This is a genomic window from Vibrio alginolyticus NBRC 15630 = ATCC 17749 (assembly GCF_000354175.2).
GTDB lineage: Bacteria > Pseudomonadota > Gammaproteobacteria > Enterobacterales > Vibrionaceae > Vibrio > Vibrio alginolyticus.
Genome location: NC_022349.1, coordinates 598,333 through 621,949 on the forward strand (window position 1 = coordinate 598,333; position 23,617 = coordinate 621,949).

25 protein-coding genes are annotated in these 23,617 nt (G+C 43.9%); 11 read left to right on the plus strand and 14 right to left on the minus strand.

Annotated features, from left to right (window positions below; all coding sequences use genetic code 11):
• Positions 1 to 9: 9 nt before the first annotated feature.
• The 4 genes from N646_RS02565 to N646_RS02580 are packed head-to-tail and all read right to left on the minus strand — an operon-like array spanning position 10 to position 4,008.
• The gene (locus N646_RS02565) at positions 10 to 696 is read right to left on the minus strand and encodes an AAA family ATPase (protein ID WP_017820661.1); all 687 of its coding nucleotides are present in this window, start codon (positions 694 to 696) and stop codon (positions 10 to 12) included.
• Positions 696 to 2,798, minus strand: coding sequence for an SLBB domain-containing protein (locus N646_RS02570; RefSeq protein ID WP_017820662.1), 2,103 nt, complete (start codon positions 2,796 to 2,798; stop codon positions 696 to 698). The genes N646_RS02565 and N646_RS02570 overlap by 1 nt, the downstream gene beginning before the upstream one ends.
• A complete protein-coding gene (locus N646_RS02575; protein ID WP_017820663.1) occupies positions 2,795 to 3,661 on the minus strand; it encodes an OmpA family protein in 867 nt (288 codons plus the stop codon). The genes N646_RS02570 and N646_RS02575 overlap by 4 nt, the downstream gene beginning before the upstream one ends.
• A gap of 26 nt (positions 3,662 to 3,687) precedes the next feature.
• Positions 3,688 to 4,008, minus strand: coding sequence for an STAS domain-containing protein (locus N646_RS02580; RefSeq protein WP_017634929.1), 321 nt, complete (start codon positions 4,006 to 4,008; stop codon positions 3,688 to 3,690).
• A 423-nt stretch (positions 4,009 to 4,431) separates the two neighbouring features.
• Between N646_RS02580 and N646_RS02585 the strand changes: the two genes are divergently transcribed.
• Positions 4,432 to 5,277: a DNA ligase gene (locus N646_RS02585; RefSeq protein WP_017820664.1), complete on the plus strand. Its 846-nt coding sequence runs from the start codon at positions 4,432 to 4,434 to the stop codon at positions 5,275 to 5,277.
• 15 nt (positions 5,278 to 5,292) lie between these two features.
• On the opposite strand, the gene N646_RS02590 is transcribed toward N646_RS02585, so the two are convergent.
• Both N646_RS02590 and N646_RS02595 read right to left on the minus strand, forming a co-directional pair.
• Positions 5,293 to 6,291 carry a DUF3080 domain-containing protein gene (locus N646_RS02590; protein ID WP_017820665.1) on the minus strand — a complete coding sequence of 333 codons (999 nt, stop codon included), beginning with the start codon at positions 6,289 to 6,291 and terminating at the stop codon, positions 5,293 to 5,295.
• 134 nt (positions 6,292 to 6,425) lie between these two features.
• Positions 6,426 to 7,796 carry an MATE family efflux transporter gene (locus N646_RS02595; RefSeq protein WP_005377626.1) on the minus strand — a complete coding sequence of 457 codons (1,371 nt, stop codon included), beginning with the start codon at positions 7,794 to 7,796 and terminating at the stop codon, positions 6,426 to 6,428.
• A 392-nt stretch (positions 7,797 to 8,188) separates the two neighbouring features.
• On the opposite strand from N646_RS02595, the gene N646_RS02600 reads away from it, so the two are divergent.
• A complete protein-coding gene (locus tag N646_RS02600; RefSeq protein ID WP_017820666.1) occupies positions 8,189 to 8,800 on the plus strand; it encodes a riboflavin synthase in 612 nt (203 codons plus the stop codon).
• Positions 8,801 to 8,875: 75 nt separating this feature from the next.
• On the opposite strand, the gene N646_RS02605 is transcribed toward N646_RS02600, so the two are convergent.
• Both N646_RS02605 and N646_RS02610 read right to left on the minus strand, forming a co-directional pair.
• A complete protein-coding gene (locus N646_RS02605) occupies positions 8,876 to 9,070 on the minus strand; it encodes a CPXCG motif-containing cysteine-rich protein (RefSeq protein WP_017634925.1) in 195 nt (64 codons plus the stop codon).
• A 253-nt stretch (positions 9,071 to 9,323) separates the two neighbouring features.
• Entirely contained in the window at positions 9,324 to 10,190 is an 867-nt protein-coding gene (locus N646_RS02610) for a fructosamine kinase family protein (RefSeq protein ID WP_005377623.1), read from the minus strand.
• A gap of 224 nt (positions 10,191 to 10,414) precedes the next feature.
• Here N646_RS02610 and N646_RS02615 point away from each other — a divergent pair, with 224 nt between their 5' ends.
• The 3 genes from N646_RS02615 to N646_RS02625 all read left to right on the plus strand — a co-directional run bounded on the left by N646_RS02615 (position 10,415) and on the right by N646_RS02625 (position 12,886).
• Complete coding sequence (locus N646_RS02615; protein ID WP_021033872.1) at positions 10,415 to 11,389, plus strand: response regulator; 975 nt, start codon at positions 10,415 to 10,417, stop codon at positions 11,387 to 11,389.
• Positions 11,389 to 12,351, plus strand: a complete 963-nt coding sequence (locus N646_RS02620) for a GGDEF domain-containing protein (RefSeq protein WP_005377621.1) — start codon at positions 11,389 to 11,391, stop codon at positions 12,349 to 12,351. The genes N646_RS02615 and N646_RS02620 overlap by 1 nt, the downstream gene beginning before the upstream one ends.
• A 190-nt stretch (positions 12,352 to 12,541) precedes the next feature.
• Complete coding sequence (locus N646_RS02625; RefSeq protein WP_017820667.1) at positions 12,542 to 12,886, plus strand: DUF3802 family protein; 345 nt, start codon at positions 12,542 to 12,544, stop codon at positions 12,884 to 12,886.
• 44 nt (positions 12,887 to 12,930) lie between these two features.
• On the opposite strand, the gene N646_RS02630 is transcribed toward N646_RS02625, so the two are convergent.
• Positions 12,931 to 13,425, minus strand: coding sequence for an NlpC/P60 family protein (locus N646_RS02630; RefSeq protein WP_005377619.1), 495 nt, complete (start codon positions 13,423 to 13,425; stop codon positions 12,931 to 12,933).
• A 134-nt stretch (positions 13,426 to 13,559) separates the two neighbouring features.
• Here N646_RS02630 and N646_RS02635 point away from each other — a divergent pair, with 134 nt between their 5' ends.
• The 4 genes from N646_RS02635 (at position 13,560) to N646_RS02650 (ending at position 17,108) form a co-directional block, all read left to right on the plus strand.
• A complete protein-coding gene (locus tag N646_RS02635) occupies positions 13,560 to 15,578 on the plus strand; it encodes a methyl-accepting chemotaxis protein (protein ID WP_017820668.1) in 2,019 nt (672 codons plus the stop codon).
• Between the two features lie 270 nt (positions 15,579 to 15,848).
• The gene (locus N646_RS02640) at positions 15,849 to 16,262 is read left to right on the plus strand and encodes an NUDIX hydrolase (protein ID WP_021707743.1); all 414 of its coding nucleotides are present in this window, start codon (positions 15,849 to 15,851) and stop codon (positions 16,260 to 16,262) included.
• 198 nt (positions 16,263 to 16,460) lie between these two features.
• Positions 16,461 to 16,841 carry a hypothetical protein gene (locus tag N646_RS02645; RefSeq protein WP_005377611.1) on the plus strand — a complete coding sequence of 127 codons (381 nt, stop codon included), beginning with the start codon at positions 16,461 to 16,463 and terminating at the stop codon, positions 16,839 to 16,841.
• A 48-nt stretch (positions 16,842 to 16,889) separates the two neighbouring features.
• Positions 16,890 to 17,108 carry a hypothetical protein gene (locus tag N646_RS02650; RefSeq protein ID WP_005389537.1) on the plus strand — a complete coding sequence of 73 codons (219 nt, stop codon included), beginning with the start codon at positions 16,890 to 16,892 and terminating at the stop codon, positions 17,106 to 17,108.
• Positions 17,109 to 17,211: 103 nt separating this feature from the next.
• Here the strand turns inward: N646_RS02650 and N646_RS02655 are convergent, their stop codons facing one another.
• Positions 17,212 to 18,027 carry a sterol desaturase family protein gene (locus tag N646_RS02655; RefSeq protein WP_031777247.1) on the minus strand — a complete coding sequence of 272 codons (816 nt, stop codon included), beginning with the start codon at positions 18,025 to 18,027 and terminating at the stop codon, positions 17,212 to 17,214.
• Between the two features lie 140 nt (positions 18,028 to 18,167).
• Between N646_RS02655 and N646_RS02660 the strand changes: the two genes are divergently transcribed.
• Positions 18,168 to 18,917: a tRNA-uridine aminocarboxypropyltransferase gene (locus tag N646_RS02660; RefSeq protein WP_021033873.1), complete on the plus strand. Its 750-nt coding sequence runs from the start codon at positions 18,168 to 18,170 to the stop codon at positions 18,915 to 18,917.
• A 175-nt stretch (positions 18,918 to 19,092) separates the two neighbouring features.
• Entirely contained in the window at positions 19,093 to 20,001 is a 909-nt protein-coding gene (gene nagK, locus N646_RS02665) for an N-acetylglucosamine kinase (protein WP_017820672.1), read from the plus strand.
• 185 nt (positions 20,002 to 20,186) lie between these two features.
• On the opposite strand, the gene N646_RS02670 is transcribed toward nagK, so the two are convergent.
• The 4 genes from N646_RS02670 to N646_RS02685 form a co-directional block, all read right to left on the minus strand.
• A complete protein-coding gene (locus N646_RS02670; RefSeq protein ID WP_005377584.1) occupies positions 20,187 to 20,453 on the minus strand; it encodes a DUF2960 domain-containing protein in 267 nt (88 codons plus the stop codon).
• A 74-nt stretch (positions 20,454 to 20,527) separates the two neighbouring features.
• The gene (locus tag N646_RS02675) at positions 20,528 to 22,306 is read right to left on the minus strand and encodes a bifunctional molybdopterin-guanine dinucleotide biosynthesis adaptor protein MobB/molybdopterin molybdotransferase MoeA (RefSeq protein WP_017820673.1); all 1,779 of its coding nucleotides are present in this window, start codon (positions 22,304 to 22,306) and stop codon (positions 20,528 to 20,530) included.
• Positions 22,303 to 22,890: a molybdenum cofactor guanylyltransferase MobA gene (gene mobA / locus N646_RS02680; RefSeq protein WP_017820674.1), complete on the minus strand. Its 588-nt coding sequence runs from the start codon at positions 22,888 to 22,890 to the stop codon at positions 22,303 to 22,305. The genes N646_RS02675 and mobA overlap by 4 nt, the downstream gene beginning before the upstream one ends.
• The gene (locus tag N646_RS02685) at positions 22,868 to 23,587 is read right to left on the minus strand and encodes an energy-coupling factor ABC transporter ATP-binding protein (protein ID WP_017820675.1); all 720 of its coding nucleotides are present in this window, start codon (positions 23,585 to 23,587) and stop codon (positions 22,868 to 22,870) included. Before N646_RS02685 ends, mobA begins: the two co-directional genes overlap by 23 nt.
• Positions 23,588 to 23,617: the final 30 nt, after the last annotated feature.

The following is a 23,617-nucleotide window of genomic DNA, read 5'->3' on the forward strand; positions in this document are numbered from 1 at the left end:
TAGCGCTCCCTATAACATAAACAGTTCGCTTTTTTTAATTTGCTGAGACAGTTTTTCTTTCCACTTTTTTGGTAAGAAACGCAGCTTGGAAACTTGGCGGATTAACTCATCTTTCAGGCTTGGTGTATGCTTCATGTTCAAGACAGAACCAATCAAGTTCGCATCGCTAGCATCGAGTAGCTTTTTGGCTTGCTCGAGCTGGGTTGCAGTCGTAGAACCATAATGCGCTACTAACAAAGTAGCATCACATACGCCAGCAATCACTTGAGGCGCAATATTGCTTCGGTTGACACTGAGAAGTGGTGATGTATCTATCACGACGCGCTCGTACTGCGTTAACCATTGTGCAATGTTTCGTTTCAGCATTGTTGGGTCTCGGTACGCTAACTGAGTGCTGGCGAGAGATGGAGCAGGGAGGCCGACTAAAGTTTGATGTGTATTCTCTCGTGTGATCAAATGGCCAACCTTCTCGTCATCATCAAATTCGTGAACAGTGTGATAAGCGGGTTTGAATAAGTTAAGGTCTACATACAAAGTATTGTGGCCTGCTAAAACCAAGCGCTCTGCAAGAGATGACGCCACGGAAGTGACACCATCTTCAGATTTACAACCCACAACACAAATCGTTTTGTGGCCTTTCTGTTCGCTCTGAAGATAAATTTGCTCAATCTCAGCGTGAGTTGCAGGAATAGTCATTACAACGCTCCTATTAACACGATGGTTGTGGTGATTTGTAAAATATCTCTTAATCCGGCCCTCGCTTTTTCAACAAAGCTTTCGTCTTTATGGGGAATGTAAATCGTGTCGCCTGCGCGAATAACTGGCAGCTCATAAATGTTGGCTGTTTTACTAAAGTTAACCAAATCAAATGTTCGGGCTTGGCCTTGGCAGCAAGACATATTGACCACACTGATCTTTTCAAGGTAGGCATTGTCAGTTGGTCCTCCTGCTTCCGCTAACAGATCAAGCACAGTCATGTTGTCATTGAATACGTACCGCCCTGGGTCTCTTACTTCACCTAATACGCGTACCGTGGACTCTTTTGAACGATCTAACCAGTTTTTGTTTTTTTCTGGAATGTAAATGGTATCACCAGGACGAACGTGGGGCAGAATTGACTCATCGCCTGTTTCAAAGTACATCGATAAATTCAATTTACTCACTTTGGCATAACCTAGGCCTCGGTGTGTGACACGGATGTTGTGAATATCTGCATCCATTGTCGGTCCATCGGCGGCAGACAAAATATCCAGAAAATGCATATCTTCGGTGAAACGATAGCGCCCAGGTGCATTGATTTGCCCGAAAACGTATATCGATGCGTCAGAGCTTTGGCTTACCCATTGCGATTTATTATCGGATGGGTCGTCAGGCAATGCATGTACCCTTACTACTGTACCAGCGGAAACTTGAGGTAGGCTTGATGTTGGTGAGCCATCCAGAATGTATTGGTCTAAGTCAAATTGTGTCATTTGACCGTTATTGGCGACTTCAATTTTGGTGGTATCAGCTCGTCGAGTTGGGCCTCCAACGTGTGCAAGCAGATCAATCAAATCCATTTCGTCTGACCACTCGATGCGTCCAGGGCGAACAACTTCTCCCATCACTGCGACCGCTCGACTAGGTGCTACTTTTAACCAAGACTTCTCATTGAAATCGGTTTTCTCCGGTACGAAAATCGCGTCTCCTGGTCCAACATTTGGTGGTCTGGCTGAAGATAGTCCTTCTGTATGCGCGGTAAGATCGAATTTGATGACTTTGCCATCGGCTTTTATAACGCGAATTTGGCGAGATTCTGCGTAGCGAGTGGGCCCGCCAGCGTTGGCGAGGATATCCATGAAGCTAGCGCCTTGCTTGCCTTCGTATGCCCCAGGATGGGCGACTTCACCCATCACGTAAACCACATTTGCACCTGCTTTGATTTCTTCTTCCTGTTTTGGGACAAAGATGGTGGCACCTGGCAGGATCTCCGGCAGTAGGCTTTGGTCTCCAGTATCAAGGTACTTTTTCAGGTTAAACATGGTTGGGTTATTGTTTGTTATCACGCGAATTTGCTCAACACTGGCATATCGTGTCACGCCGCCAGCTCGCATTACGACATCAACTAGCGTGGTGTTTGGCTTGTATGAGAACGAGCCAGGTGCGTTGACTTCACCAAAGACTTTGATTGCACGAGCGGAATCTGCGCTGTCACCTGAATTCGCGAGTTTTGCTGCATCAAACTCTTGCTCAATATTCCCTACGAGTGGGGAAGCGGGGACAAATAAGACATCCAGTGATTCTAGTTTTGGCAGCTGGCTATTGTCACCCGTATCAAGGAAGCGTTTGTAGTCAAATTCAATGTTTTTATTTCCACGTTTCACGATCATTTTATCAAGCTGAGCCCCTGCGCGCAGGCCGCCAGCTTCGTACACAAACATTTGAATGTTGGACCCAGAAGGTAAGGTATATTCACCGGGTTTGACCACGTAGCCTTGAACGGACACTAACAACTGTTGCTGTTTAATAAAAACTCGAGCGTTGTTAACGTCACGATAAACGGTCTTTAGCCTGTCGATAATCACGTCTTGGAGTTGTTGTTCATTGTAGCCGGCCACTAATACAGGGCCGACTTCTGGTAAATTAATTCGTCCACGACGATCGACCTGAAACCCTTGGTTTAACGACGCCTCTCCGGGTAAGTTAATCTGTATTAAATCACCGACCTTAACAGTATTGCTCTCATCCGCTATGGAAGAAGGTACCCACGCAACCAGACACAACAACATTAAGAGGATAAATGGTTTCATCGTGTTCATAGCGCGCCTCCTGCCGTTGAGTTGCGGTTTATTGAGGTATCGCTATCTGAATTAGGGCTAATAACCTCGATGCTTACTCGACGATTAGTTAAACGCACGGCAGATGTTTCACCTTCATAGAGTGGCAGGTTATCTCCGACAGATTTGGTAGTGACTCTCTCTGAAGTGATACCAAATACGGTTAGGTAACGCTTTACTTGTTCCGCACGCGCTTGAGCAAGTTTCTGGTTGTAATCGGGTGTTCCAGTTGCATCCGCATGCCCCGTTACTACAAGAGATAGGTTGGGGTGGTCACGTAAAATGTAGGCTGCTTCTGCCAAATGTCCCATGTACTTCGGGTTGATTTCTGCTGAATCGACAGCAAACTGGTTGTCGATATTAAGTAGTGCATAGATATCCGAGACTATGTTTAGGTCGCTACGTAGTGCTTCAATATCATCGGGCGGTGTGCAAGTGGTTTGGCTCAGTACGTAGTCGAGTTGTTGTTCGAGCTGGTTTAAGCGTCGACGCTGAATCACAAGGTCGTTGGCAGCGTCGAGTAAAAGCCCACCTTCTAACTCGCGCGCAATTCTATTTTGTTTTTCAAGGGCCTGAACAACTGCCGCAGGAAAACACCAGCGCGCGCCCTCTTGGATTAGTGCGTCTAGATGTAACTTGGTCAGTTGCCAATCAAACCTTAACCCATGTTCTGGACCTAAAGGCTCGTCAGGCATCACTGGGGAAAACTGATAATTCTCGATCGAGATATCTTGATAGCTTTCCGCCAAGCCACCTTTCCCGTGTTCTGGGTAGTCAAACGACGAACAACCAAACATGCCGACAACAAGACCGCTTACTGCATATCGTCGTAAAAGATTTACCATGCCAACCTCCGTTTAAACCGGTATTTTTAGTGTCCTTTTGAGTTAACGGGAATGGCATGGTTGATACGAAGCAAGCTCATGATTTCTAAAGGTTGGCCTGATACGTTTTCAATACTCATGCTTCTTTCACGTTCAACTAGACGCTTATATAAGTAAACAATGGCACCAATCCCTGAAGAATCAAGAAATTGGACGTGCTGTAGGTTAATTTCGACTTCTTTGTGATGATTGTTGTGAATTACTTCATCAATGTGATGTTGTGCTTGTCGACAGCCGCTTGCGTCTAAGTCACCAAAAAACTCAATGGCTAACTTGTCTTGATTGATTTCTAGTTTGCGTAATTCCATGACTCTGTCTCCGTTTGTTTTTCTAATTGGATATAGAGCAGGTAACGTGCCAATTTGAAATTAATGAAAAATCAAACAGTTAAATATTGTTAATTATATTGTTCAATTTGAGAAAGGACTGATTCTCAAATTGAGAATCAAAAACGCACAGAGAAATGGTTTGCTTATAAGAGGTTTTGAGCCGAAAGAAGTCGTTAGACCGGGGGAGGCACGTCATGATTAGATTCCAACTCGATTGACGAACCATCCGCCATACGAGAATAATGTGTAACGACTAAATGCAAAACCTGTCTAAAGTTTATGATTATCTTTGCAAATTATTACTAATGTTGATTGTTATGAGTCGAAGAATAACTAGTAATAAATAGGTCATCGAGAGGACTTACGTTTCAATAAAGGCGATTTTTTGTACAAGGTCTTCTTATGCCATTAAAAATGACATTAATTGCGCTGGCTGTTATGGCAGCGTCTTCACAGCCTCAAGCGGATATGTCTCTCGCACCACCAGTTTCTCTTGCACAAAGCTATCAGGATGGCATTGATGTGTCTGAATATTGGTATAGCGAAAAACTTGATGGTGTTCGCGCTTATTGGACTGGGCAACATCTCGTGACGAGAAATGGTAATCGAATCTACGCCCCAGACTGGTTTACAGGACCTTTGCCTGATTATCCGTTGGACGGTGAACTTTGGGCTGGGAGAGGTAACTTCCATCTTGTTCAGCAAACGGTATTAGATAAAACTCCTGTAGAGTCTGCTTGGCGACACATCGACTTTATGATCTTTGATATGCCATATTCTGCTGGTGATTATCGGAAGCGTTATTACAACATCAAAGACTTAGTGCTTGAAGTCGACCAGCCTCATATCAAATATGTCGAGCACCGAGCGATTCAAAATGAAGCTCATCTGTTTACACAGTTGGATAAAATTTCAATATCCGACGGTGAAGGGGTGATGTTGCGGAAGGTATCAAGCCGCTATCAGGCTGGACGCGGTAGTGATTTGCTTAAACTAAAACGATACGCAGATGATGAAGCGTTAGTTGTGGGTTATAAGCCAGGAACAGGGCGCTTATTAGGTATGATGGGAGCAATGTTAGTTCGCTTACCAAATGGCATTGAGTTTTACATCGGTAGCGGATTTACCGATGAAGTGCGTCGCCAGCCTCCGAAAATTGGTTCAACCATTACATTTAGATATAACGGTTTTACACATACTGGTAAACCACGTTTTGCTCGATTCTTGCGTGAAAGGTTGAAGGAATAGAACGCTCTGCACTTACTAGTTGCCAACGGTTACGCCACATCGTTTGAAGAGACCCTGCCAAAACTGAACGTGGTTTAGGGTTTCTTGCCTAAATGTCCTATGTGCCTCAATGATGCCGTACTGGTGACCATGGAGTTGCATACGGTTCTCCACCAAAGTGGCACCATCATTAAGTTGTTGATAGGTACTGTCTAAATAAGCCAAATAAGGTTGCACTTCTTCAACGTAAATGGATTGAAAGACATTTCTTAAGTAGCGGAACTGGGTGGTGTCTCTGTTCGGCCCGCACAATACATTGCTCTGGTTCTGCTCAAGTAGCTGAGTTGTCGCTTTTAACCAAAGGGATGTGTTTACCATTGAATAGTAAAGTCGTCCGAGTAAACGAGATTTCTCTAACTCTTCTTGATATTGCGTAACTTCCACGTCGGGTAGACGTGAGACCGCGCGGTGGGGTAAATCATACATTTCGCTGAAAATACGATAGACATCGTTAATGCGTGCAATATCATTCGTCGTATTTTGAGATAGCCAATCAGAGGCAGTTAGTTGCTTTTGCATGGCGTCACTTACGAGTAGTAAGTTGTCGAGATGAATGTCTAAATGTTGCCACTTGGTTGAGTAAAGCTCTGTCAATGTCGCGCGTTCTTCATCGCTAAGTGGAAATTCGGATAAACATCGATGCATGACTCTTAAAAGGGCAGTTTGATAATCAAAATCATGAAAGGCATCCTGCACCTTTCCAAGTTGCGAGTTTTTCTCAGCAAGTAAATTGAAGAGTCCGCACTGTCGTAATTGATAGCTCTCTAGCAGGCCAATAGATAGCCTTGGCAATGGCTCGAACAAAACGCGTTTCGCAGGAATCGTTACCGTAGACTGTAATTCTATTGGAATAGCAGGAACGTCCAATACATTGGCTACACGTTGATGATACTTATCAAACATGGCGTTCTCTGGATTGAACCAGTTATCACAACCATTAAGAATCAAGATTAAGAACAATAAAATAGACCGCACAAATATCCTTTTTTCTAACTTCGTATCCGTTGTCTAGAGAGCAAAATCAACCGCTTTGTAATCTTGTTATAAGTATACTCAACCGTGTGATTATTCGATCAAAAAAGCCAGCGGATGCTGGCTTTTTTTACTTTTTATTGAACTGAAAAGTTCAATTGCACTTCTGGCTCTTGGCGATGCATCCAACGCATTCTGACGCCTAACATAAAGGCCGCAGAAGATAGGCCGATGATAAAACCAAGCCAGAAGCCTTGTGCTCCCATTGGCTCGACAATCCAGTCTGTACGGCCAAGGACGTAACCAATTGGCAGCCCAAGAATCCAATAAGCAATAAAAGTACGGTTGAAGATGGCTCGCATGTCTTTATAGCCGCGTAATGCACCAGCTGCGATCACTTGAACCGCATCCGTACATTGATAAACAGCGGCAAACACGAGCAGGTGCATCGCTAGAGTGATTACCTCTGGGTTGCTAGTATAAAGCTCGGCGATCCACTCACGAGACAAGACGGTTAAAATCGCTGTGAGAACGGACAATGCTAGACCAACCATAATGCCGACTCGTGACGCTACGCGCGCGCCATCTACGTTTTCTTCACCAAGTCGATGGCCGACACGAATGCTTACTGCTGCACCAATACTCATTGGTAGCATAAATACCAACGAGGAGAAGTTAATCGCGACTTGATGCGCTGCCACAATGATAGGACCCAGTGGTGAAACGAGCAGTGCAACAACAGCAAACAATGTCACTTCAAAAAACAGCGCTGCTGCAACAGGAAAGCCGAGCTTGAATAGACGAACTTGCGCTTTCCATTGTGGGCGATGCCATTCTCCAAATAGGTTGATGCTTTTCAATCGCTCTGATGTCATCACATACAGCAATAGCATGGCAAACATGACCCAGTAAACAATCGTGGTTGCTACACCACAGCCAACACCGCCTAATTCAGGTGCACCAAACTTGCCGTACACGAAAATCCAGTTTAGAGGAATGTTGAGCAGCAAACCGATAAAGCCAATAACCATTGCCGGTTTCGTCAATGACATACCATCCGTAAAGCTTCTAAGCGTTTGGAAAAGTAAAAAAGCGGGTACTGCTAATATAACGGCATGAATGTATCCCACCGTTTTTTCAGCCATCAGTGCTTCAACATCCATCAGCCCGAGAATAAACTGGGTTTGAAGCAGGACTGCAATTATCGGCACACTGATCAGCAATGCCAAAACGACGCCTTGCTGAATTTCAAACGGTATTTTCACTCGACGACCAGAGCCATTTAACTGTGCGACAACAGGGACCAATGCCATTAATAAACCCACCCCAAACAAAATGGATGGTAGCCAAATACTTGAAGCGACAGAAACCGCAGCCATGTCGGTGGCGCTAACGCCGCCAGCCATTACGGTATCAACAAACCCCATACCAGTTTGAGCGACAGATGCGATCAATACCGGGGTCGCCAATTTGATAAGACTTGATGCTTCTTCTTTATAGCGATGCACGAAAAATACTCCAGAGCGGAACAATAAGTTGAAAGAATGAGAGTACTCGAGGGCAAAAGATGTGGTGAACGGATCTGATGGTTGATTTTAGTCACGATAAGGTGAAAAAATGCCTCGGAGAAACTCCGCGCAAATGATAAACAATTGTATGTTTATATTCCATAGCTAGGTAGTGAATAGTCGATAACACTGACTGGACGCTCTCCACGCTAAGGATACGCTTTTACTGAGAACAGCAGCGAATCATGGTAATGTTGAAGCATGCATGAGAACAAACCAGTGTTCATTAAGCCATGGCTTTATCGCCTGAGGTCTTTATTTCCGACCTGTAGCGCAGTGTTTAGGGCTTAGTCTTCGACTACAGTTGGTATTAAATCAATAGGTAAAAAGAAATGTTTACAGGAATAGTTCAGGGTACGGCGAAGGTCGTTAAAATTGATAAAAAAGAACGCTTTCAAACGCACGTTGTCGAGTTAAGCGATGAACTTTGTAAAGGGTTAGAAATTGGTGCATCCGTTGCACACAACGGATGTTGTCTAACTGTGACTAAGATCGAAGGCAACCTTACCAGTTTTGATTTAATGCAAGCGACATTGGCTCTTACTAATTTAGGTCGGCTGGTGGAAGGGGATAGCGTAAACATTGAGCGCGCGGCTAAGTTTGGTGACGAAATAGGCGGACATAGCATGTCTGGTCATATTAGTTTGACGGCAGATATTGTCGATATCATCGATACGCCCAATAACCGCACGATTTGGTTCCAACTGCCGCAAGAATCAATGAAATATGTATTAGCGAAAGGTTACATTGGTTTAGATGGCTGCTCGCTAACTATTGGTGAAGTTGAAGCGTGTCGTTTTTCAGTACACCTAATTCCAGAAACCTTGCAGCGAACGCTTTTCGGAGTGAGACAAGTAGGGGAGCGTGTTAATATTGAGTTTGATCCTCACACTCAAACAATTGTTGATACTGTTGAGCGCGTTCTTGCAGCAAAACAGCTTTAGAATGAGAAAAAGGAGCCTAGTGCTCCTTTTTCATTTAAGCGTTTTTATATTTCTGATGTTCACATGCTCGAGCTGTTATTCGTAATTGTCATCGATAAATAGTTCGACCTTATCTTGTAACTCATCCACTCGCATATTTAGGTGGATAGCGTGGCAACAAGCTGGGCAATCATCATAAAACTCTTGGTCACCATTACTTGCATCCAATGTAATGCCGATAGAGTGTCCGCAATGCGGGCACTTTACATACCTTTCGGTATAATTTTTCATACAACAACTCCTAATCTCGCAGGGCTTTTAAACACACTATTCATCAAGGAAGTACAGCCCTTTACTTACTTTGCCTACAAGGAAAATAGGCACAATCCAAAGTTAAGTCTCCTTTGATATTAGGTCGAGTTGTTGCTAATTGAGTCGAAATAAGTACAAAACTTGACCCCAAACTCAACCTTGAGCTTAGGGTGATCTTCTGTAGTGATGTGCCTCGAGATTTTACATCTTGAAATATGCAGTGGCTTCCAAATTAATAAGAAATGATTTTATTAATAACCAGTTGAGCCTGTTCCAAGTAATGGCCGCCAAACAAATTACAATGGTTGAGAACATGGTAAAGGTTATAGATATCTTTACGCTCTTCATAGCTTGAAGAAAGTGGCATAACCGATTCGTAGCCTTGATAAAATTCTGGTTGAAATCCACCAAAAAGCTCCGTCATCGCAATATCACACTCCCTGTCCCCCCAATAGCACGCAGGATCGTAACAGATAGGACCGAATGCAGTGAGTGCCGCATTTCCATTCCATAAATCGCCATGCAACAAAGAAGGTTCCGGAGCATGGTTTGCTAGCCGCTGTTTTACGACATCGATAAAGTCATCGATATCAACCAAGGTGACGCCTTTTTCTTTAAGGAGCTGTAATTGCCATCCTATGCGTTGCTCAGCAAAGAATACACACCATTTCTTGTGCCATTTGTTGGGCTGTAGAGTCGAACCGAGATAGTTGTCGGTATCAAAACCAAACTCTTTTTGCTCGCCCCACTGGTGTAGGTGAGCTAATTGCTGCCCAAATTTAAAGCTGTTGGGACCATCTTCTAATGGTTTCGTTGGAAGGTAGTTAAGAATTAGGAATGAGGCATTTTTGGTTTTACCAACCAATACCACCTCAGGTACAAATAGGGTGGATGTTTCACGCAAAAGATGCAGGCTTTCAGCTTCTACCTCAAATTTCGACAAAAACTCGCGATCGTTAATTTTCACAAAATAACGTTGCTCGCCATCATTGATCATGTAGCTTTCACTGATATCCCCACCAGACAGCCTTACTTTTTCCGTGATCTGGTAATCGAACAATAAAGTATCAGAAAGCTGTTGCGATATTGCTTGCCACATACAAAACCTCGCGAATCTATTTGACCACCAATAGTTTAGGATAAATAGCAGGGAGTTGGCGCTATGTTGAGCATACTTAGTAAAGAAACCTTCCTCTTAGTGTAGTCAATTTGTATAAATGTGAATCAAATCGCTTATAAGCCTCTGATTTGTTGGCTTAGCATATGGAGATGAACGTTTACAACAGGTATTATGATTTTTTTGACGTTAGTTCCATTGGTGGCATGAAAATACTGATATGTGATGACTCAGCTGTTGCAAGAAAGCTTATTGCGCGTTCTATCGTACAAGATACATCATTGCATCTTATTGAAGCGCAAGATGGTTATGAGGCGCTTAATATTCTTGCTGAGCAAAATATCGATATTTTGTTTCTCGATTTAACGATGCCCATAATGGATGGTTTTGAGGTCCTCGAATCATTACCTGTTAGTCAGTACCCGACCAAAATCGTCATTATTTCTGGAGATGTTCAACAAGAGGCAAAACAGCGCTGTCTCGATCTTGGTGCTCAAGCTTTTATCGCTAAGCCTCTGACAGAAGAGCAGGTGCTCCCACTATACGAACAATTAGGGCTGCATTATGCGTTCAAACCTAGTCATTCGGTTGATTCTAAAAACCAGGGTTGCGAAGAGCTTTCCTTACTAGCCAAATTCCGTGAAATTGCGAACATTGCCCTTGGTAAAGGGGCTGCGATTATGGCTGACCATTTACATGAGTTCATCCAACTTCCTGTTCCTCATGTTGGACCGTTGTCCTACGGCGAGCTTCATATGACACTGGTTGATGTGGTTGGGCGTGACAGTTCCGTTGCGGTAGCGCAGAGGTTTGTCGGTGGTGGTATTCACGGAGAGGCACTGGTGTGCTTACGTGGTAGGGATATCAATCAGATTGGGGAAAAATTAGGTTACCTCCTTGAGTTTACGCCTCATAATGAAATCATCTTGAATATCTCTAACCTACTGGTTTCGTCATTTCTCACATCATTGGGCGATCAACTCGACAAGCAGTTCTCACTTCGTCAGCCAGGCATTGTGGATACCTTAACACCTTATTGTGAAGAGCAAGGCGAGTTGGGTGAGCTCTTTACTATCGAATACACCTACATGGCAGAAGCGCTCGATTTCGAGTGCGAGGTACTGTTTTTAATTGATAAGCCATCCGTAGAAATAATCTATGAAATCATGGAGCTAATCTAATGTCCGATATCACGCTGGACATAGCAGACTTTCATTGGGTCACACAAATTCTCGATACGATGGATTCAGGGCTTATTGTTTTGGATCAAGAGTATAAAGTGTGTGTGTGGAACAGTTTTATGCAGTCATACAGTGGCATTCTATCACAAGAAATTCTTGGTGAATGTTTATTTGAGCATTTTGAAGAGCTGCCAAGAACTTGGCTAGAAACCAAGATAAAAGCTGCCGCCGATCTGGAAACTCGTTCTTTTTCTAGCTGGGAAAACCGACCGTATCTTTTTAAGTTCAACAATTTTTCTCCGGTTTCAAACAGCAGTGATTTTATGTATCAAGATATCGTGATCACGCCGTTAATTGGGCTCTCAGGAGAGGTCAGCCACATAGCGATTCAAGTCAATGATGTTTCTGAAACTGCGAGAAATCGCATTCATTTGAAAGAAACAAATCAACATTTGTCGGAAATCAGTCGCAAAGATGGTTTAACAGGTTTATTTAATCGCGCTTATTGGGAGCAATCATTGAAAGATGAGTTTGCTCACTTAAAAGTTATCGACGGACCATGCTCATTAGTAATATTCGATATCGACCACTTTAAGAAGGTGAATGATACTTATGGTCACCCGACAGGGGACGAAGTCATTCGTCGAACCTCTGCCTTGTTGAGAAAAACAGCAAGAAGCAGTGACATCTGCGGTCGTTTTGGTGGTGAAGAGTTTACCGTACTACTTCCTCACACAAACCAGGAGCAAGCTTGCTATTTCGCAGAGCGTTTGCGCAAAAGAATTGAGCAAGAGATCGTGAAAGTGGAAGATTTTTTGATTAATTACACGATAAGTATTGGTGTTTGCGAGTATAAGCCTTATTTTGAAACTCACACTCAATGGTTAAAGAGTGCCGATGCTGCGCTGTATCGTGCAAAAGAAAATGGTCGTAACCAAACCTGTTTGCATGAAAATGGCTGAAATATAAAAAGGTTTGAAGAAACCCTGTATCCGAATTCAGTGAAGCAAAGCTCAATTGTTTGAAAATCATCCAGTTGGTTCGTGAATGTTTGTTAATATGAAATAAGTTAATGAAATTTTCTCGGCATGTCTTACTATTGAAACTATTCTGCTTTCAGCTTCGAAGGCTTGCAATAAACGGAGAAAAACAGTGGTTTTAGAAACCGATGGATATCTCGCTCTTATCGAGCACTTGTCTCTAAATCTAGATATTTTTACGACCGAAATTGGCGACACTGGATCCGAAAGCATCGAAGATGTTGTCACCGATATGGTGGCTTCAAACATCATGGCGATTTTTGAGCAAAATCCAGAACTTCACTCGAGCGTACGTTTCAAATTGTTGAAAGAGGCTGATGCAGTTGTTGAAGATCTTGCTGAGATATTGGCTGGGGTATGGCATAAAAAAGCGACCAATGAACAGATCACGTTCCTTGATGAATACATCGCTCTGGTCAAAAATCTGTTCGATAATGCTGTTGCGACTTACGACTGATATTGTTTTAACTTACAGCAATGTCCGGTTAAGAGTAAGAAGAGTTACATTGTAACTCTTCTTATTTGCCAAAACTTAGATGCCCAGTATGGGTTGTCGATTCTTGAAATAATCACACCTCTAGACGTCGATGCATGCATGAACTGCTTGTTACCCAAGTAAATTCCGACATGATAAGTTGTACGTCTTGTTTTAAAAAACACTAGATCCCCTTGCTTGGCATCCGTCCAACTTAACTCCACACCTTGCGTTGATTGCTGCCTCGTTGTCCTTGGTAACGAGAGCTGATAAGCCTCAATAAACGCTTTTTGTACAAATGCTGAGCAATCAATTCCAGATTTCTGTGTCCCGCCTAAGCGATAAGGCGTGCCGTGCCACTCTGTGTAAAACTCGAACAAGTCGGGGTTGTCCGACAATAGCTGATTTGTAGGTGCTGTCACTTGAGCTTGCTCACTAGGCTCAGGCCCAGAAGAGCAGGCGCTTAGTAGCACACTGATTATCAAAGGAAAATATACTCGACGCAAATCACCACCTGTCATCTCTATGACTCACAACTGAAATATTAGTGTCATAACCAATCCATAGTATGGGCTGCAAATCACGGTTTTGTCTCACAAATGTGACGGAATCACTGCAGAACCGATTCAACCTTAAGAAAGAATAAAAATTGATTATGGCAAAGCGAAAACGCTCACGCACATCACTTTCACTGATTCAGGCTGTCAGTGCAACATTTTTAACTATCATTGCTCTTGTTATAGCCCTTTCTGTCTCAAGTTTCAAAGGAATGGAACAGGTAGGGGAACAATTTGAAGACTTGTCGCAAAAAGCATTACCAATCGCGATGGCAAACGCAAAGTTAACCAGGAATGTATTGGAGATGGTTAAGCTACTCAACCATGGTATGCAGATTACTGAGCCGAAAGAGTTGCCTCTCGTAAAAGAGCAAATCGACTCTCTTGCAACTCAAAGCACAACTTTGGTTGTGAAAGCGTCTGGTGTAGCTCAGCAACTCTCGGAGGAGTTAGACACCAAACTAGCGCGTTTACATAACATCACGCAGTCCATTTTGTTGAAGCAATCTTCGGTGATACAAATTCAAATGGATATTGATGCCGCTGTTGGTGGTTTTCGCTATGGGCTTAGCTCTATCGGCCCGGAAATGAATCGAATCAGTTCGTTCCTTAGTGCTGATAATCCTGAGTCGAGCGATGCCGCTAACCGTTTCATTGCTTCTGCAAGCTCAATGGAAAGTACGTTCTTAGTCATGATGATGCACTCAGAATTAAACAAAGCCGAAAAAGAATACCGAGAAATGCGAAATCGCATAGCAGGTATTAAACTCGCCTATGAAGACTTCCAATCTTTCCATCCTGAAGTAAGTGAATATGCAAGCTTAACCGCACCATATGAGATGGTGAAACAAGGCTTTAGTGAAAAGGGCGTGCTGCGTTTGATCCTCGCCAAACTAGAACAAGGGGAATTGCAACGTTCAGAGTTTAAACAGGCTTCGATGCTTGCGGATGAAACCATGCGGTTACTTGATCAAATCTCCCAAACCGCTGGTCAGTTGATCGATGAAAAGGAGCGGGTGGTCAACGAGACCATTGAATCGGTGAGCGTTGTGCTCGTGTTTGCGGCGTGTGTGATTTCTTTTATTATTCTTGTTACTTGGTTTAGTCTCAAGTCATGGACAAACCGAGGGTTAAGGAATGTACTAACGCGTCTTTCAGCACTTACCGAACATGATTTTCGTGACAAGGCAGAAGAAGTTGGCCCCTATGAGCTGAAAGAAGTAGCACGAAAGTTGAATCAAGTAATCGATTCCACACATGACTCCATTCAAACGGTGACGCGCAATTGTGAAACGCTTTATCAGACGGCAGAAGTAAGTCACAGTGCAGCCGAACAAACAAGTGATGGGTTGGCAACACAAAATGAAGCGTTGTCGAGTATGATCACGACCATAACGCAGCTTGAAGCCTCTATTCGTGAAATAGCAATGGTGACAAATGCATCTTCACAGGACTCGCTCCTTGCAACCCAACACACTGAAAAAGGGGTTCAAGTCGTGGAACAAAACCGCGAACGTTTGGAGTCATTAGAAAGCTCTTTGGATGTAAATGAACAGTCAATGTTAGAGCTAGACCAGCGTGTTAAACAGATTCGTGAAATGGTGGATATGATCAGTGGGATCGCGGACAACACCAACTTACTTGCTCTCAACGCGGCAATAGAGGCTGCCCGTGCTGGTGAGCAAGGGCGTGGATTTGCGGTTGTCGCTGATGAAGTTCGCAAACTTGCAAGTGATACCTCTCAACAAACTACGAACATCCGAGAAATGATGAGCGAGCTTATTACTGCCGCAGAGCGCTCGCGCCAAGCAGTTAATGATTCAAGAGAAGAAATGACCCACGCGCTACAGTCCAGCAATGAAGTGAAATCGACATTCTCTGATATCAACCTCGCGGTTAAGCACATTCAAGAACGTGTTGAGCAAATCTCAGTTGCTACAGAAGAACAAGAACGAGCGACGGCAGATGTATCTCAATCCATCACACATATTTCTGATCTTGGCGAACGCACAAAGCTGCAGCTTGAGTCTATGGTTGAGAGTTCTGAGCAAGTGGCGGAAATTGCTGGGCACCAGCAAGCAATGCTGCACAAGTATGAGCTTCATCAGACCAAGTAAATGAGATGTTTCCACCGACTAAAAGCAGAACCTCGGTTCTGCTTTTTTGTTACGGCTACTCATTTAATGGCTCCTATTTGCATCGCAAAAGTGAGTTACATCTCATCTCGTTCATTTCTAAAGGGTTTAGTTATCACAACGTGATGTTAATGCTTTGTTCGAGGGACTCGTTGACTAGAATGTCGCCAGAATTCAAAGGAATGAATCATGCAGCTTCATGCGATTTTTTTATATCCAGAGAAAGCTAAAGCCATAAGAAGGAGTGGTTTTGTGATCGATAAAGTTTGCCCCGTCGTTCTACGTAATCAAAATCAAGAGATCCTACTTTTTAAACATCCGTTGGCGGGTGTTCAGCTCGTCAAGGGCACTGTTGAAGTGTTTGATGAAAGTTACATCATAGCGGCCAAGCGGGAGCTCGCTGAGGAGTCTGGTATCACACATGTTCATTCCGCACGATATTTATGCTCATGGGACAGTGGCTTTCAAAATCAAGTATGGCATTTTGTTTTGTGTGAGTGTGCTGACCTCGCTAATTCATGGCTGTTTCATACGCAAGACGATGGTGGACATGATTTCGCGTTCTTCTGGCACGATGTCGAGAGCGGCCTTCCCGCGAATGCACATACTGTGTTTCAGCGCGGGCTGGAAAAGGTACGAGAGTTGATAAACCAAGGCGTGATTTAAAGGAGGATTCTGTCGTTGCATTGGCGGATTTGGGACAATGACAAAGCAAACACTATGCTAAATAAAGAAGGTAGAGCAGCCGTTACTGTTCTCATCGTGTTGATAATGGCACTGTCGATCTCAAAAATGGCGATGGGATTACAAATGTTTAAGTGACTTCTATATGCTTTGCTCATTCATTCAGATAAGGAAACGGTAATGGATAAATTCGTCGTGTTTCTCTTATGCCTTTTTATGACAGTTGGCGGAGTGGTTCATCTTTATGACAACATTGTTGGTGGCTTTTTACCTTACGATTTTGCGCCACGCTGGTTGAATATGTATTGGAGCGCTTTGGGACTATTGGACTTATTAGCAGCGTATCTATTGGTCAAGCATCGCCGCTCTGGCCTAGTCGTTATGTTATTGATTCTTATAACCAATGTTATCTTTAGTTCCCACGCTCACTATACATTAGAAATATTAGATAACAACGTCGCCCTACAAATGAAGACACTGTTTTTAGGGTTCTCATTTGGGGTATCTATCTGGTTATGGAATGCGCGAAAACATAGTCAATCGCGCCAAATATTTCGTTAATTATTATTTTCACAACACTCGATTAAGGATTGTAAACAGGGACTCGTTATGAACGATTTTAAAGACTTGGCCAGTTTTGCTGGTTTCAGCGTACTGACAGGTTTGAGCTTTGCCACCACTTTCTTCAGCCTTGCTTTTCTATACAGCTCAATAGAGGCACAGCAAGTAATGAACACCAATGCTTTGGCATGTGCAGTGCTTGGTGTTGTTGGTTTATTTGTTGGTATTACTCAGCTAAACAAAAAGCGTCAGCTAGCAGAAAACTAATCTGTTCTTACACATCATGAGGATGAAGTAGTGTTTAACTGGGGTTTAGGCTTGGTCTATTCGTTTTGTTGACATACTTCATCCAACAATATTTTTTCAACCATTACTTCTTCTCTTTATTGTAGCGAAAGGGCTGCGTTAACAGCTTATCTAATCTTTGCTCTTCTTCGTCTCTAATTTCCGGCACACCAATAACAACATCTTCATGACCCAACTTAGGCTGAGCTCGGTATGTCCCAAAAAAGCGGTCCCAAACTGAAAGGAAAAAACCAAAGTTTGAGTGGGTCTCTTTTACTATCACTGAATGGTGCACGCGATGCATGTCTGGTGTAACGATGACGTTTCGCAGTTTTTGGTCCATAGATAAAGCCAGTTTTGCATTACTGTGATTAAACATCGCGCTCGCATTAAGCACAATTTCAAATACCACAATTCCGATAGGTGAAACACCTAAGATAAACACGGCTGCAATTTTTACTCCCATTGAAATGATTATTTCGAAGGGATGAAAGCGTGCGCCTGTAGTGACGTCTATGTCGAGATCGGCGTGATGCATTCGGTGAATCTTCCACAGCGGCTTTACATGATGAAAGACAACATGCTGAGCGTAAATGACGAAATCAAGCAAAATGACGGTTAGAAAAATATTTAACCAAGCGGGGAGGGACAGAATATTGAGCAGCCCCCATTGTTGCTCCTGAGCTATGACCGCAGCTTGAAAGGCGGCGATAGGCATGATTAAAGCAATAACTAGGCTGTTAAAAGCGACCAATGACAAGTTATTGACCCAGCGAAACCTGCGCGAAGCGGTCAGTGTTTTTCTAGGCAATTTGTTTTCCCAAATGGCACAAAGCAATAATACGCCAAGGAAAAAGCCTAATCTGAGCCATGAGGGTTCTTGAAATGTCGTTTCTGTCACTGTCATTCCCTTATTTATTTCTTTATCTATGACCGAGATAAGAGTGAAATTATTTCAACACACTGCTGATGGGCTTATCTTGAGGCGAAGCCATAATATCAGTAGAATCGCGCTCTACTTTTTACTTGGCATTACTTACCATGAGAATTCACGCTTTCCACCGTTTATATCAGTACCGACAATCTATCTCAACCAAGCCTTTCAACGCGCGTGGATGTAAAGTGGTTCGTTGCCAATATTGCCAGGTTTCTGAGCAACACTGTTTGTGCGACCTTCAGCCAAACATCAAGGCCAATATTGCATGTATGTTGATTGTTTCTGAAAACGAAGTGTTTAAGCCAAGTAATACCGGTCGTCTAATCGCTGATACGATTCAAGAGACTTACGTGTATCAATGGAACCGAACAGAACCGTCTGAAGAGATGCTAGCGCTACTACAGGATGACAGTTACCAACCGGTGATTGTATTTCCTGCAGACTATGTGGATGATCCCTCTCGTTTAATTGAAGATCTAGAGCCAGGGCGATTGGTAAAAGAAGATGTCGAGAACAAAAAATGGTTGCTGATCTTTATTGATGGTAGCTGGCGTGAGGCACGAAAGATATTCCGTCGTTCTGATTTTCTTAAATCTTTGCCTGTGCTTTCCATTGAGCCGGAATCTCTGTCTGAATACATCATGCGCCGCTCCGAGAATGAGCAGCATCTTTCAACCGCCGAAGTCGCGACATTAGTTTTAAAACAAGCTGGTGAGCCGAAAGCTGCGGAATGCCTTCAATTGTGGTTTGAAGCCTTCAGAGAAACTTACATGCTGAGCAAGACTCGAGTCAAAAACGACCCTAACCAGCCACACTTGAAACGTTTCAAAGAGTGGATGAAAACCGAGAGCTGACTCTAAGGAATGAGCTTTTGTTGATGGTATGTTGTTCAACTGGCTTCGGTGAGGGGATAAATCTGCATTCGGTCACGGTTTGCAGGCGTACAGATATGGATAATGCCATCAGTTTATACTTTTGACTCTAGCCATTTTTGAGAGTCGTTTGAAGCATTTTTTAGGAGAGAAATACATGTATTACGGCTTTGATGTCGGCGGCACTAAAATTGAATTTGGTGCATTTAACGAGAAGCTTGAGCGTGTAGCGACGGAACGTGTACCTACACCAACAGACAACTACGAGCTGCTGGTTGATACCATTGCGGAATTGGTGAACAAATACGATACAGAGTTTGGCTGCGAAGGTACGATTGGTCTTGGCCTACCAGGTATGGAAGACGCCGATGATGCAACGGTACTAACAGTTAACGTTCCTGCGGCAAAAGGCAAACCACTTCGTGCTGATCTGGAAGCTAAAATCGGTCGCAGCGTAAAAATTGAAAACGATGCAAACTGTTTCGCGCTTTCTGAAGCCTGGGACGAAGATCTTCAAGATGAACCATCTGTACTAGGTTTGATCCTTGGTACTGGTTTTGGTGGCGGCTTTATCTACGAAGGCAAAGTATTCTCTGGCCGCAACCACGTAGCGGGTGAGGTGGGTCACACACGTCTTCCTATCGACGCATGGTTCCACCTAGGCGAAAACGCACCATTACTGGGTTGTGGCTGTGGCAACAAAGGCTGTTTAGATAGCTACCTATCTGGTCGTGGTTTCGAGCTTCTTTACGCGCATTACTACGGCGAAGAGAAGAAAGCGATCGACATTATTAAAGCGCACGTAGAGGGTGAGGAGAAAGCAGTAGAGCACGTCGAGCGCTTTATGGAGCTGCTAGCGATCTGCTTTGCAAACCTGTTTACTGCAACAGACCCACACACCGTTGTACTTGGTGGCGGCTTATCTAACTTCGAATTGATTTACGAAGAGATGCCAAAACGCATCCCTAAACACTTATTGTCTGTGGCTAAGTGTCCTAAGATCATCAAAGCAAAACACGGTGATTCAGGTGGTGTACGCGGCGCTGCGTTCTTAAACATCAAGTAATGACTTAAACCTTACTCGATATAAAGTAAGAAGAAATTTAAAGCCCCGTTTAGACTTTCAAGGTTAAACGGGGCTTTTACTTATATACCTAAGTAATTTCGGTATGCTCGGGTATAGATCATGAACAAAAGTAGCATGCATAAAAAACTCACGACGAATCGTGAGTTTTCTGTTTGCAGCTAAGCTTATTTGTTCTTTTTGCCTACGCCCAGGTTTTCTTTTTGAGCTAGGGTGATTTTGCTAAAGCCTAATTTTCTGAAGTAGTTGTCGCGGTAGTTTCGCACCGCTTTAGTGTCAGACACTGCTTCGATTTGTTGCTCCATCTTTAGGAACTCAGTGATATCGATACCTTCTGCCTCTGCAACTGCTTCTTGAATGTTGCGGTGTTGCTGGTATGAGAACGTCAGTTCTTTGTCTTGGTCTTTGTAAGTGTAAAGAATGGTGCGAGCCATAGCTGTCTCTCTAAAAAGGTTTCTGTATTAAACAAAAAGGCCAGACTCGCTGACCTTTGAATTTCTAGTTTGAGCTAGATTCTGCCTTGAAGTGGGATAATTGTCACGCTTTCTCCCGCTTTTACTGTATCAATAGCTGGGGAGATTTCGATCAAACAGTTTGCCTCACTCATTGAGCGCAAAATACCAGAACCTTGCTTGCCTGTTGTACGAACGGTTAAACGGCCAGTTTCATCCAGTTCATAGACGCCACGGCTAAACTCGGTACGACCTTGTCGAGAGCGAAGGTTTTCAGTCGCGATGGCATTCACTTTCAGAGGCTTCCACCCTTGTTCGCCTTGCATCTTACGCAGTGCAGGCTCAACAAAGTTGATGAATGAAACCATCACGGCAACAGGGTTGCCCGGCAGACCAAAGAACGGCTTGTTGTTGATTTGACCAAACGCTAATGGACGTCCCGGACGCATATTGATTCGCCAAAAATCGATTTGACCAAGTTTATCCAAGGCAAGTTTGATGTAATCCGCATCACCAACAGATACGCCACCAGAAGTCATAACCACGTCTGCTTGAGCCGATGCGTTTTCCAACGCTTCAATCATTAACTGTTCGTTGTCTTCCAGAATACCGAAATCCAAGATCTCGCAGCCGAGCTTTTCAAGCATGCCCATGATGGTAAAACGGTTGGAATCGTAGATAGAATTCGCTTTTTGCTCTGTTCCCGGCGCTTGTACTTCGTCACCGGTGGAGAACACGGCAACTTTCAATTTGCGGAATACATTCGCTTCACCAAAGCCAAGCGAAGCGATCATGCCCATTTCTGGAGAGGCGAGGCGAGTGCCTGCGGTAAAGACATCACTGCCGATAGCGAGATCTTCACCTGCTTGACGAACGTTTTGGCCTGCTTTGATATGCGCACCGTTAAAAGTGACCCTGTCACCTTTTTGAGTGGCTTGCTCACGCATGACCACTGTATCGCCGTTACGTGGTGTTGGTGCGCCAGTCATGATCTTAACTGCTTGACCAACTTTCAGAGGCTGATCGTAAGCATGGCCCGCCATCACTTCAGCAATCACTTGGTAGCTATCACGCTCAACATCATCACTGCGGATGGCATAACCGTCCATCGCGGAGTTGGTGTATTGCGGCACATTTACTGGTGAAACGATATGTTCCGCAAGAACGCGCCCGTAAGCATTTTCAATCCTGCATGCTTCTATTTCCGAAACCGTGTTCACCAAAGAAAGGATTTTTTCTTGGCCTTGAACCACAGAAAGGAAAGCCGGAGAAAGTGTGTCGCAACATGCGGCGTCTTTCTCTTTGTTTTTTGGTGCTTTCGCTTCTTGAACATACTGAATAACGAACTGAGCAATCGCCTCAAGATCGTTGATGTTCATTTGTGGCAGTTCAGAGTCCAACTCGCCGCCGTCTGACGCGATAGCGATGATGTTTTCATCGTGAGGGTAAAGCCAAGGTTCACCCACTTCTTCACGGTGCAATTCAATTTTAGGAAACGCGATGTTTTTACAGCCTTCAACCAAAACCACATCGAGCTTGTCTTCATCAAAACGAGTTAAGAGGTATTCAAACTCCGCTTCGGCTTCTGGCGTTTCTGTCATTAACGCAAAACGGTTGCGAGAAGCAATCAGCATTTGAGACGCGCCAGCTTTGCGTAAACGGTAGCTGTCTTTACCCGGCTTATCGACATCGAAGTTGTGGTGCGCATGTTTTAGCATGCCAATGCGTAAACCTGCTTCAGTCAGCTTTGGCAATAGGGCTTCAAGTAGCGTGGTTTTGCCTGTGCCTGAATAAGCTGCAAAACCAAGAATAGGAATGTTTAGCGTGTATTTCATGATTCTAATTGTCCAAATTGCGCCAGTTCTTCCGGAGTGTTCAAGTTGACGAAACAGTTTGGTGAGTCGCTAAAGTCAACGTAACTGGTGTTGCACTCTTTGTAGAGCAGAATGATTTTTCGGTCGCCACGTTCTAAAAATGCGGTGAGTTTTGGCATTACGCGCTTGTGGTAGAGCGTAAAAACAGGTTGCTGATGGTCACCATCATGCGCGACCAAAATATCACTGTCTTCTTGGGCGGCTTGGCAGAAACGCTCGACAAGGTCGGTGTTAATTTGTGGACTATCGCAAGGTACAAATCCGACCCAGTCAGTTTCAGCATGCATCAAACCCGCGTGAATACCGCCCATAGGCCCAGGGAAATCTTTGAATTGATCACTAAATACGAAACCAAATTTGCTGTACGCATCTTGGTTTCGGTTGGCATTAATTAAAATGCGTGGAGTTTGTGGAGATAAACGTTCAATAACGTGTTCGATGAGTGGCTTCTGATTTAACTCAATCAGACCTTTATCTTTTCCACCCATACGGCTGGCTTGGCCACCAGCCAAAATGACCCAACTAGTTTGTGTTGGTTGAAGCATATGCATTCTCTTGGGATGTTTCTTTTGGTATGACATACAACAGAGGAGACTCTATCAAAGTCTTGTCTTTAATCCACCACTGTTTTTTACATAAGTCGGTCAGTGCGTTGGCCTGATGGCTTGTCACCACGATACTGGAACCACGATCCAAAAGATCTTTCGCCATCACTACCAATCGTTCAATGGATTCTTGGTCTAAAGACGCACTTGGCTCATCCATCAATAAAATCGACGGTTTTAAAATCCAAGCCCTTGCCATGGCAACGCGCTGTTTTTCACCGCCGGACAACACGGAAATATGTTCGTCCGCTAAGGTTTCTAAACCTACCATGCGCAGCGCGTGAATAACTTGAGCTCGCTTATCTTTTTGCGTGTCTTGTTGATATTTCACTCCATAGACTACGTTTTCATATACAGTGCCGTCAAAAAGGTAAGGGGATTGATGGAGATAAATCACATCGACACGACCATTGCGACACGTCAGTCTTTTCAGCCACGTATCTTTTGGCGCAACAACATCGCCAGTAGAGGGTTTGAGCAAGCCAGCAAGGATTTTGAGTAGGGTAGTTTTGCCCACACCATTGTCACCCTTGAGATAAATGGCATCATTTGGGCCGATGGCTAACTCAGGGATGTGGAAAAGCACACGCTCTTTAAAGCGCATGGATAACTGTTCGGCGGTGATTTTTATAGTCATAATTCGCCTCGACATGGGGTTAATGGTGAG

What these genes read in the sequence shown, in the direction of transcription:
- N646_RS02670 (WP_005377584.1), bottom strand. Translation starts at nt 20,453, where the DNA reads ATGGCTCGCACCATTCTTTACACTTACAAAGACCAAGACAAAGAACTG.
- mobA (WP_017820674.1), bottom strand. Translation starts at nt 22,890, where the DNA reads ATGCTTCAACCAACACAAACTAGTTGGGTCATTTTGGCTGGTGGCCAA.
- N646_RS02660 (WP_021033873.1), top strand. Translation starts at nt 18,168, where the DNA reads ATGAGAATTCACGCTTTCCACCGTTTATATCAGTACCGACAATCTATC.
- N646_RS02605 (WP_017634925.1), bottom strand. Translation starts at nt 9,070, where the DNA reads ATGAAAAATTATACCGAAAGGTATGTAAAGTGCCCGCATTGCGGACAC.
- N646_RS02600 (WP_017820666.1), top strand. Translation starts at nt 8,189, where the DNA reads ATGTTTACAGGAATAGTTCAGGGTACGGCGAAGGTCGTTAAAATTGAT.
- N646_RS02620 (WP_005377621.1), top strand. Translation starts at nt 11,389, where the DNA reads ATGTCCGATATCACGCTGGACATAGCAGACTTTCATTGGGTCACACAA.
- N646_RS02650 (WP_005389537.1), top strand. Translation starts at nt 16,890, where the DNA reads ATGAACGATTTTAAAGACTTGGCCAGTTTTGCTGGTTTCAGCGTACTG.
- N646_RS02615 (WP_021033872.1), top strand. Translation starts at nt 10,415, where the DNA reads ATGAAAATACTGATATGTGATGACTCAGCTGTTGCAAGAAAGCTTATT.
- N646_RS02565 (WP_017820661.1), bottom strand. Translation starts at nt 696, where the DNA reads ATGACTATTCCTGCAACTCACGCTGAGATTGAGCAAATTTATCTTCAG.
- N646_RS02645 (WP_005377611.1), top strand. Translation starts at nt 16,461, where the DNA reads ATGGATAAATTCGTCGTGTTTCTCTTATGCCTTTTTATGACAGTTGGC.
- N646_RS02685 (WP_017820675.1), bottom strand. Translation starts at nt 23,587, where the DNA reads ATGACTATAAAAATCACCGCCGAACAGTTATCCATGCGCTTTAAAGAG.
- N646_RS02635 (WP_017820668.1), top strand. Translation starts at nt 13,560, where the DNA reads ATGGCAAAGCGAAAACGCTCACGCACATCACTTTCACTGATTCAGGCT.
- N646_RS02575 (WP_017820663.1), bottom strand. Translation starts at nt 3,661, where the DNA reads ATGGTAAATCTTTTACGACGATATGCAGTAAGCGGTCTTGTTGTCGGC.
- N646_RS02580 (WP_017634929.1), bottom strand. Translation starts at nt 4,008, where the DNA reads ATGGAATTACGCAAACTAGAAATCAATCAAGACAAGTTAGCCATTGAG.
- N646_RS02675 (WP_017820673.1), bottom strand. Translation starts at nt 22,306, where the DNA reads ATGAAATACACGCTAAACATTCCTATTCTTGGTTTTGCAGCTTATTCA.
- nagK (WP_017820672.1), top strand. Translation starts at nt 19,093, where the DNA reads ATGTATTACGGCTTTGATGTCGGCGGCACTAAAATTGAATTTGGTGCA.
- N646_RS02585 (WP_017820664.1), top strand. Translation starts at nt 4,432, where the DNA reads ATGCCATTAAAAATGACATTAATTGCGCTGGCTGTTATGGCAGCGTCT.
- N646_RS02610 (WP_005377623.1), bottom strand. Translation starts at nt 10,190, where the DNA reads ATGTGGCAAGCAATATCGCAACAGCTTTCTGATACTTTATTGTTCGAT.
- N646_RS02630 (WP_005377619.1), bottom strand. Translation starts at nt 13,425, where the DNA reads ATGACAGGTGGTGATTTGCGTCGAGTATATTTTCCTTTGATAATCAGT.
- N646_RS02570 (WP_017820662.1), bottom strand. Translation starts at nt 2,798, where the DNA reads ATGAACACGATGAAACCATTTATCCTCTTAATGTTGTTGTGTCTGGTT.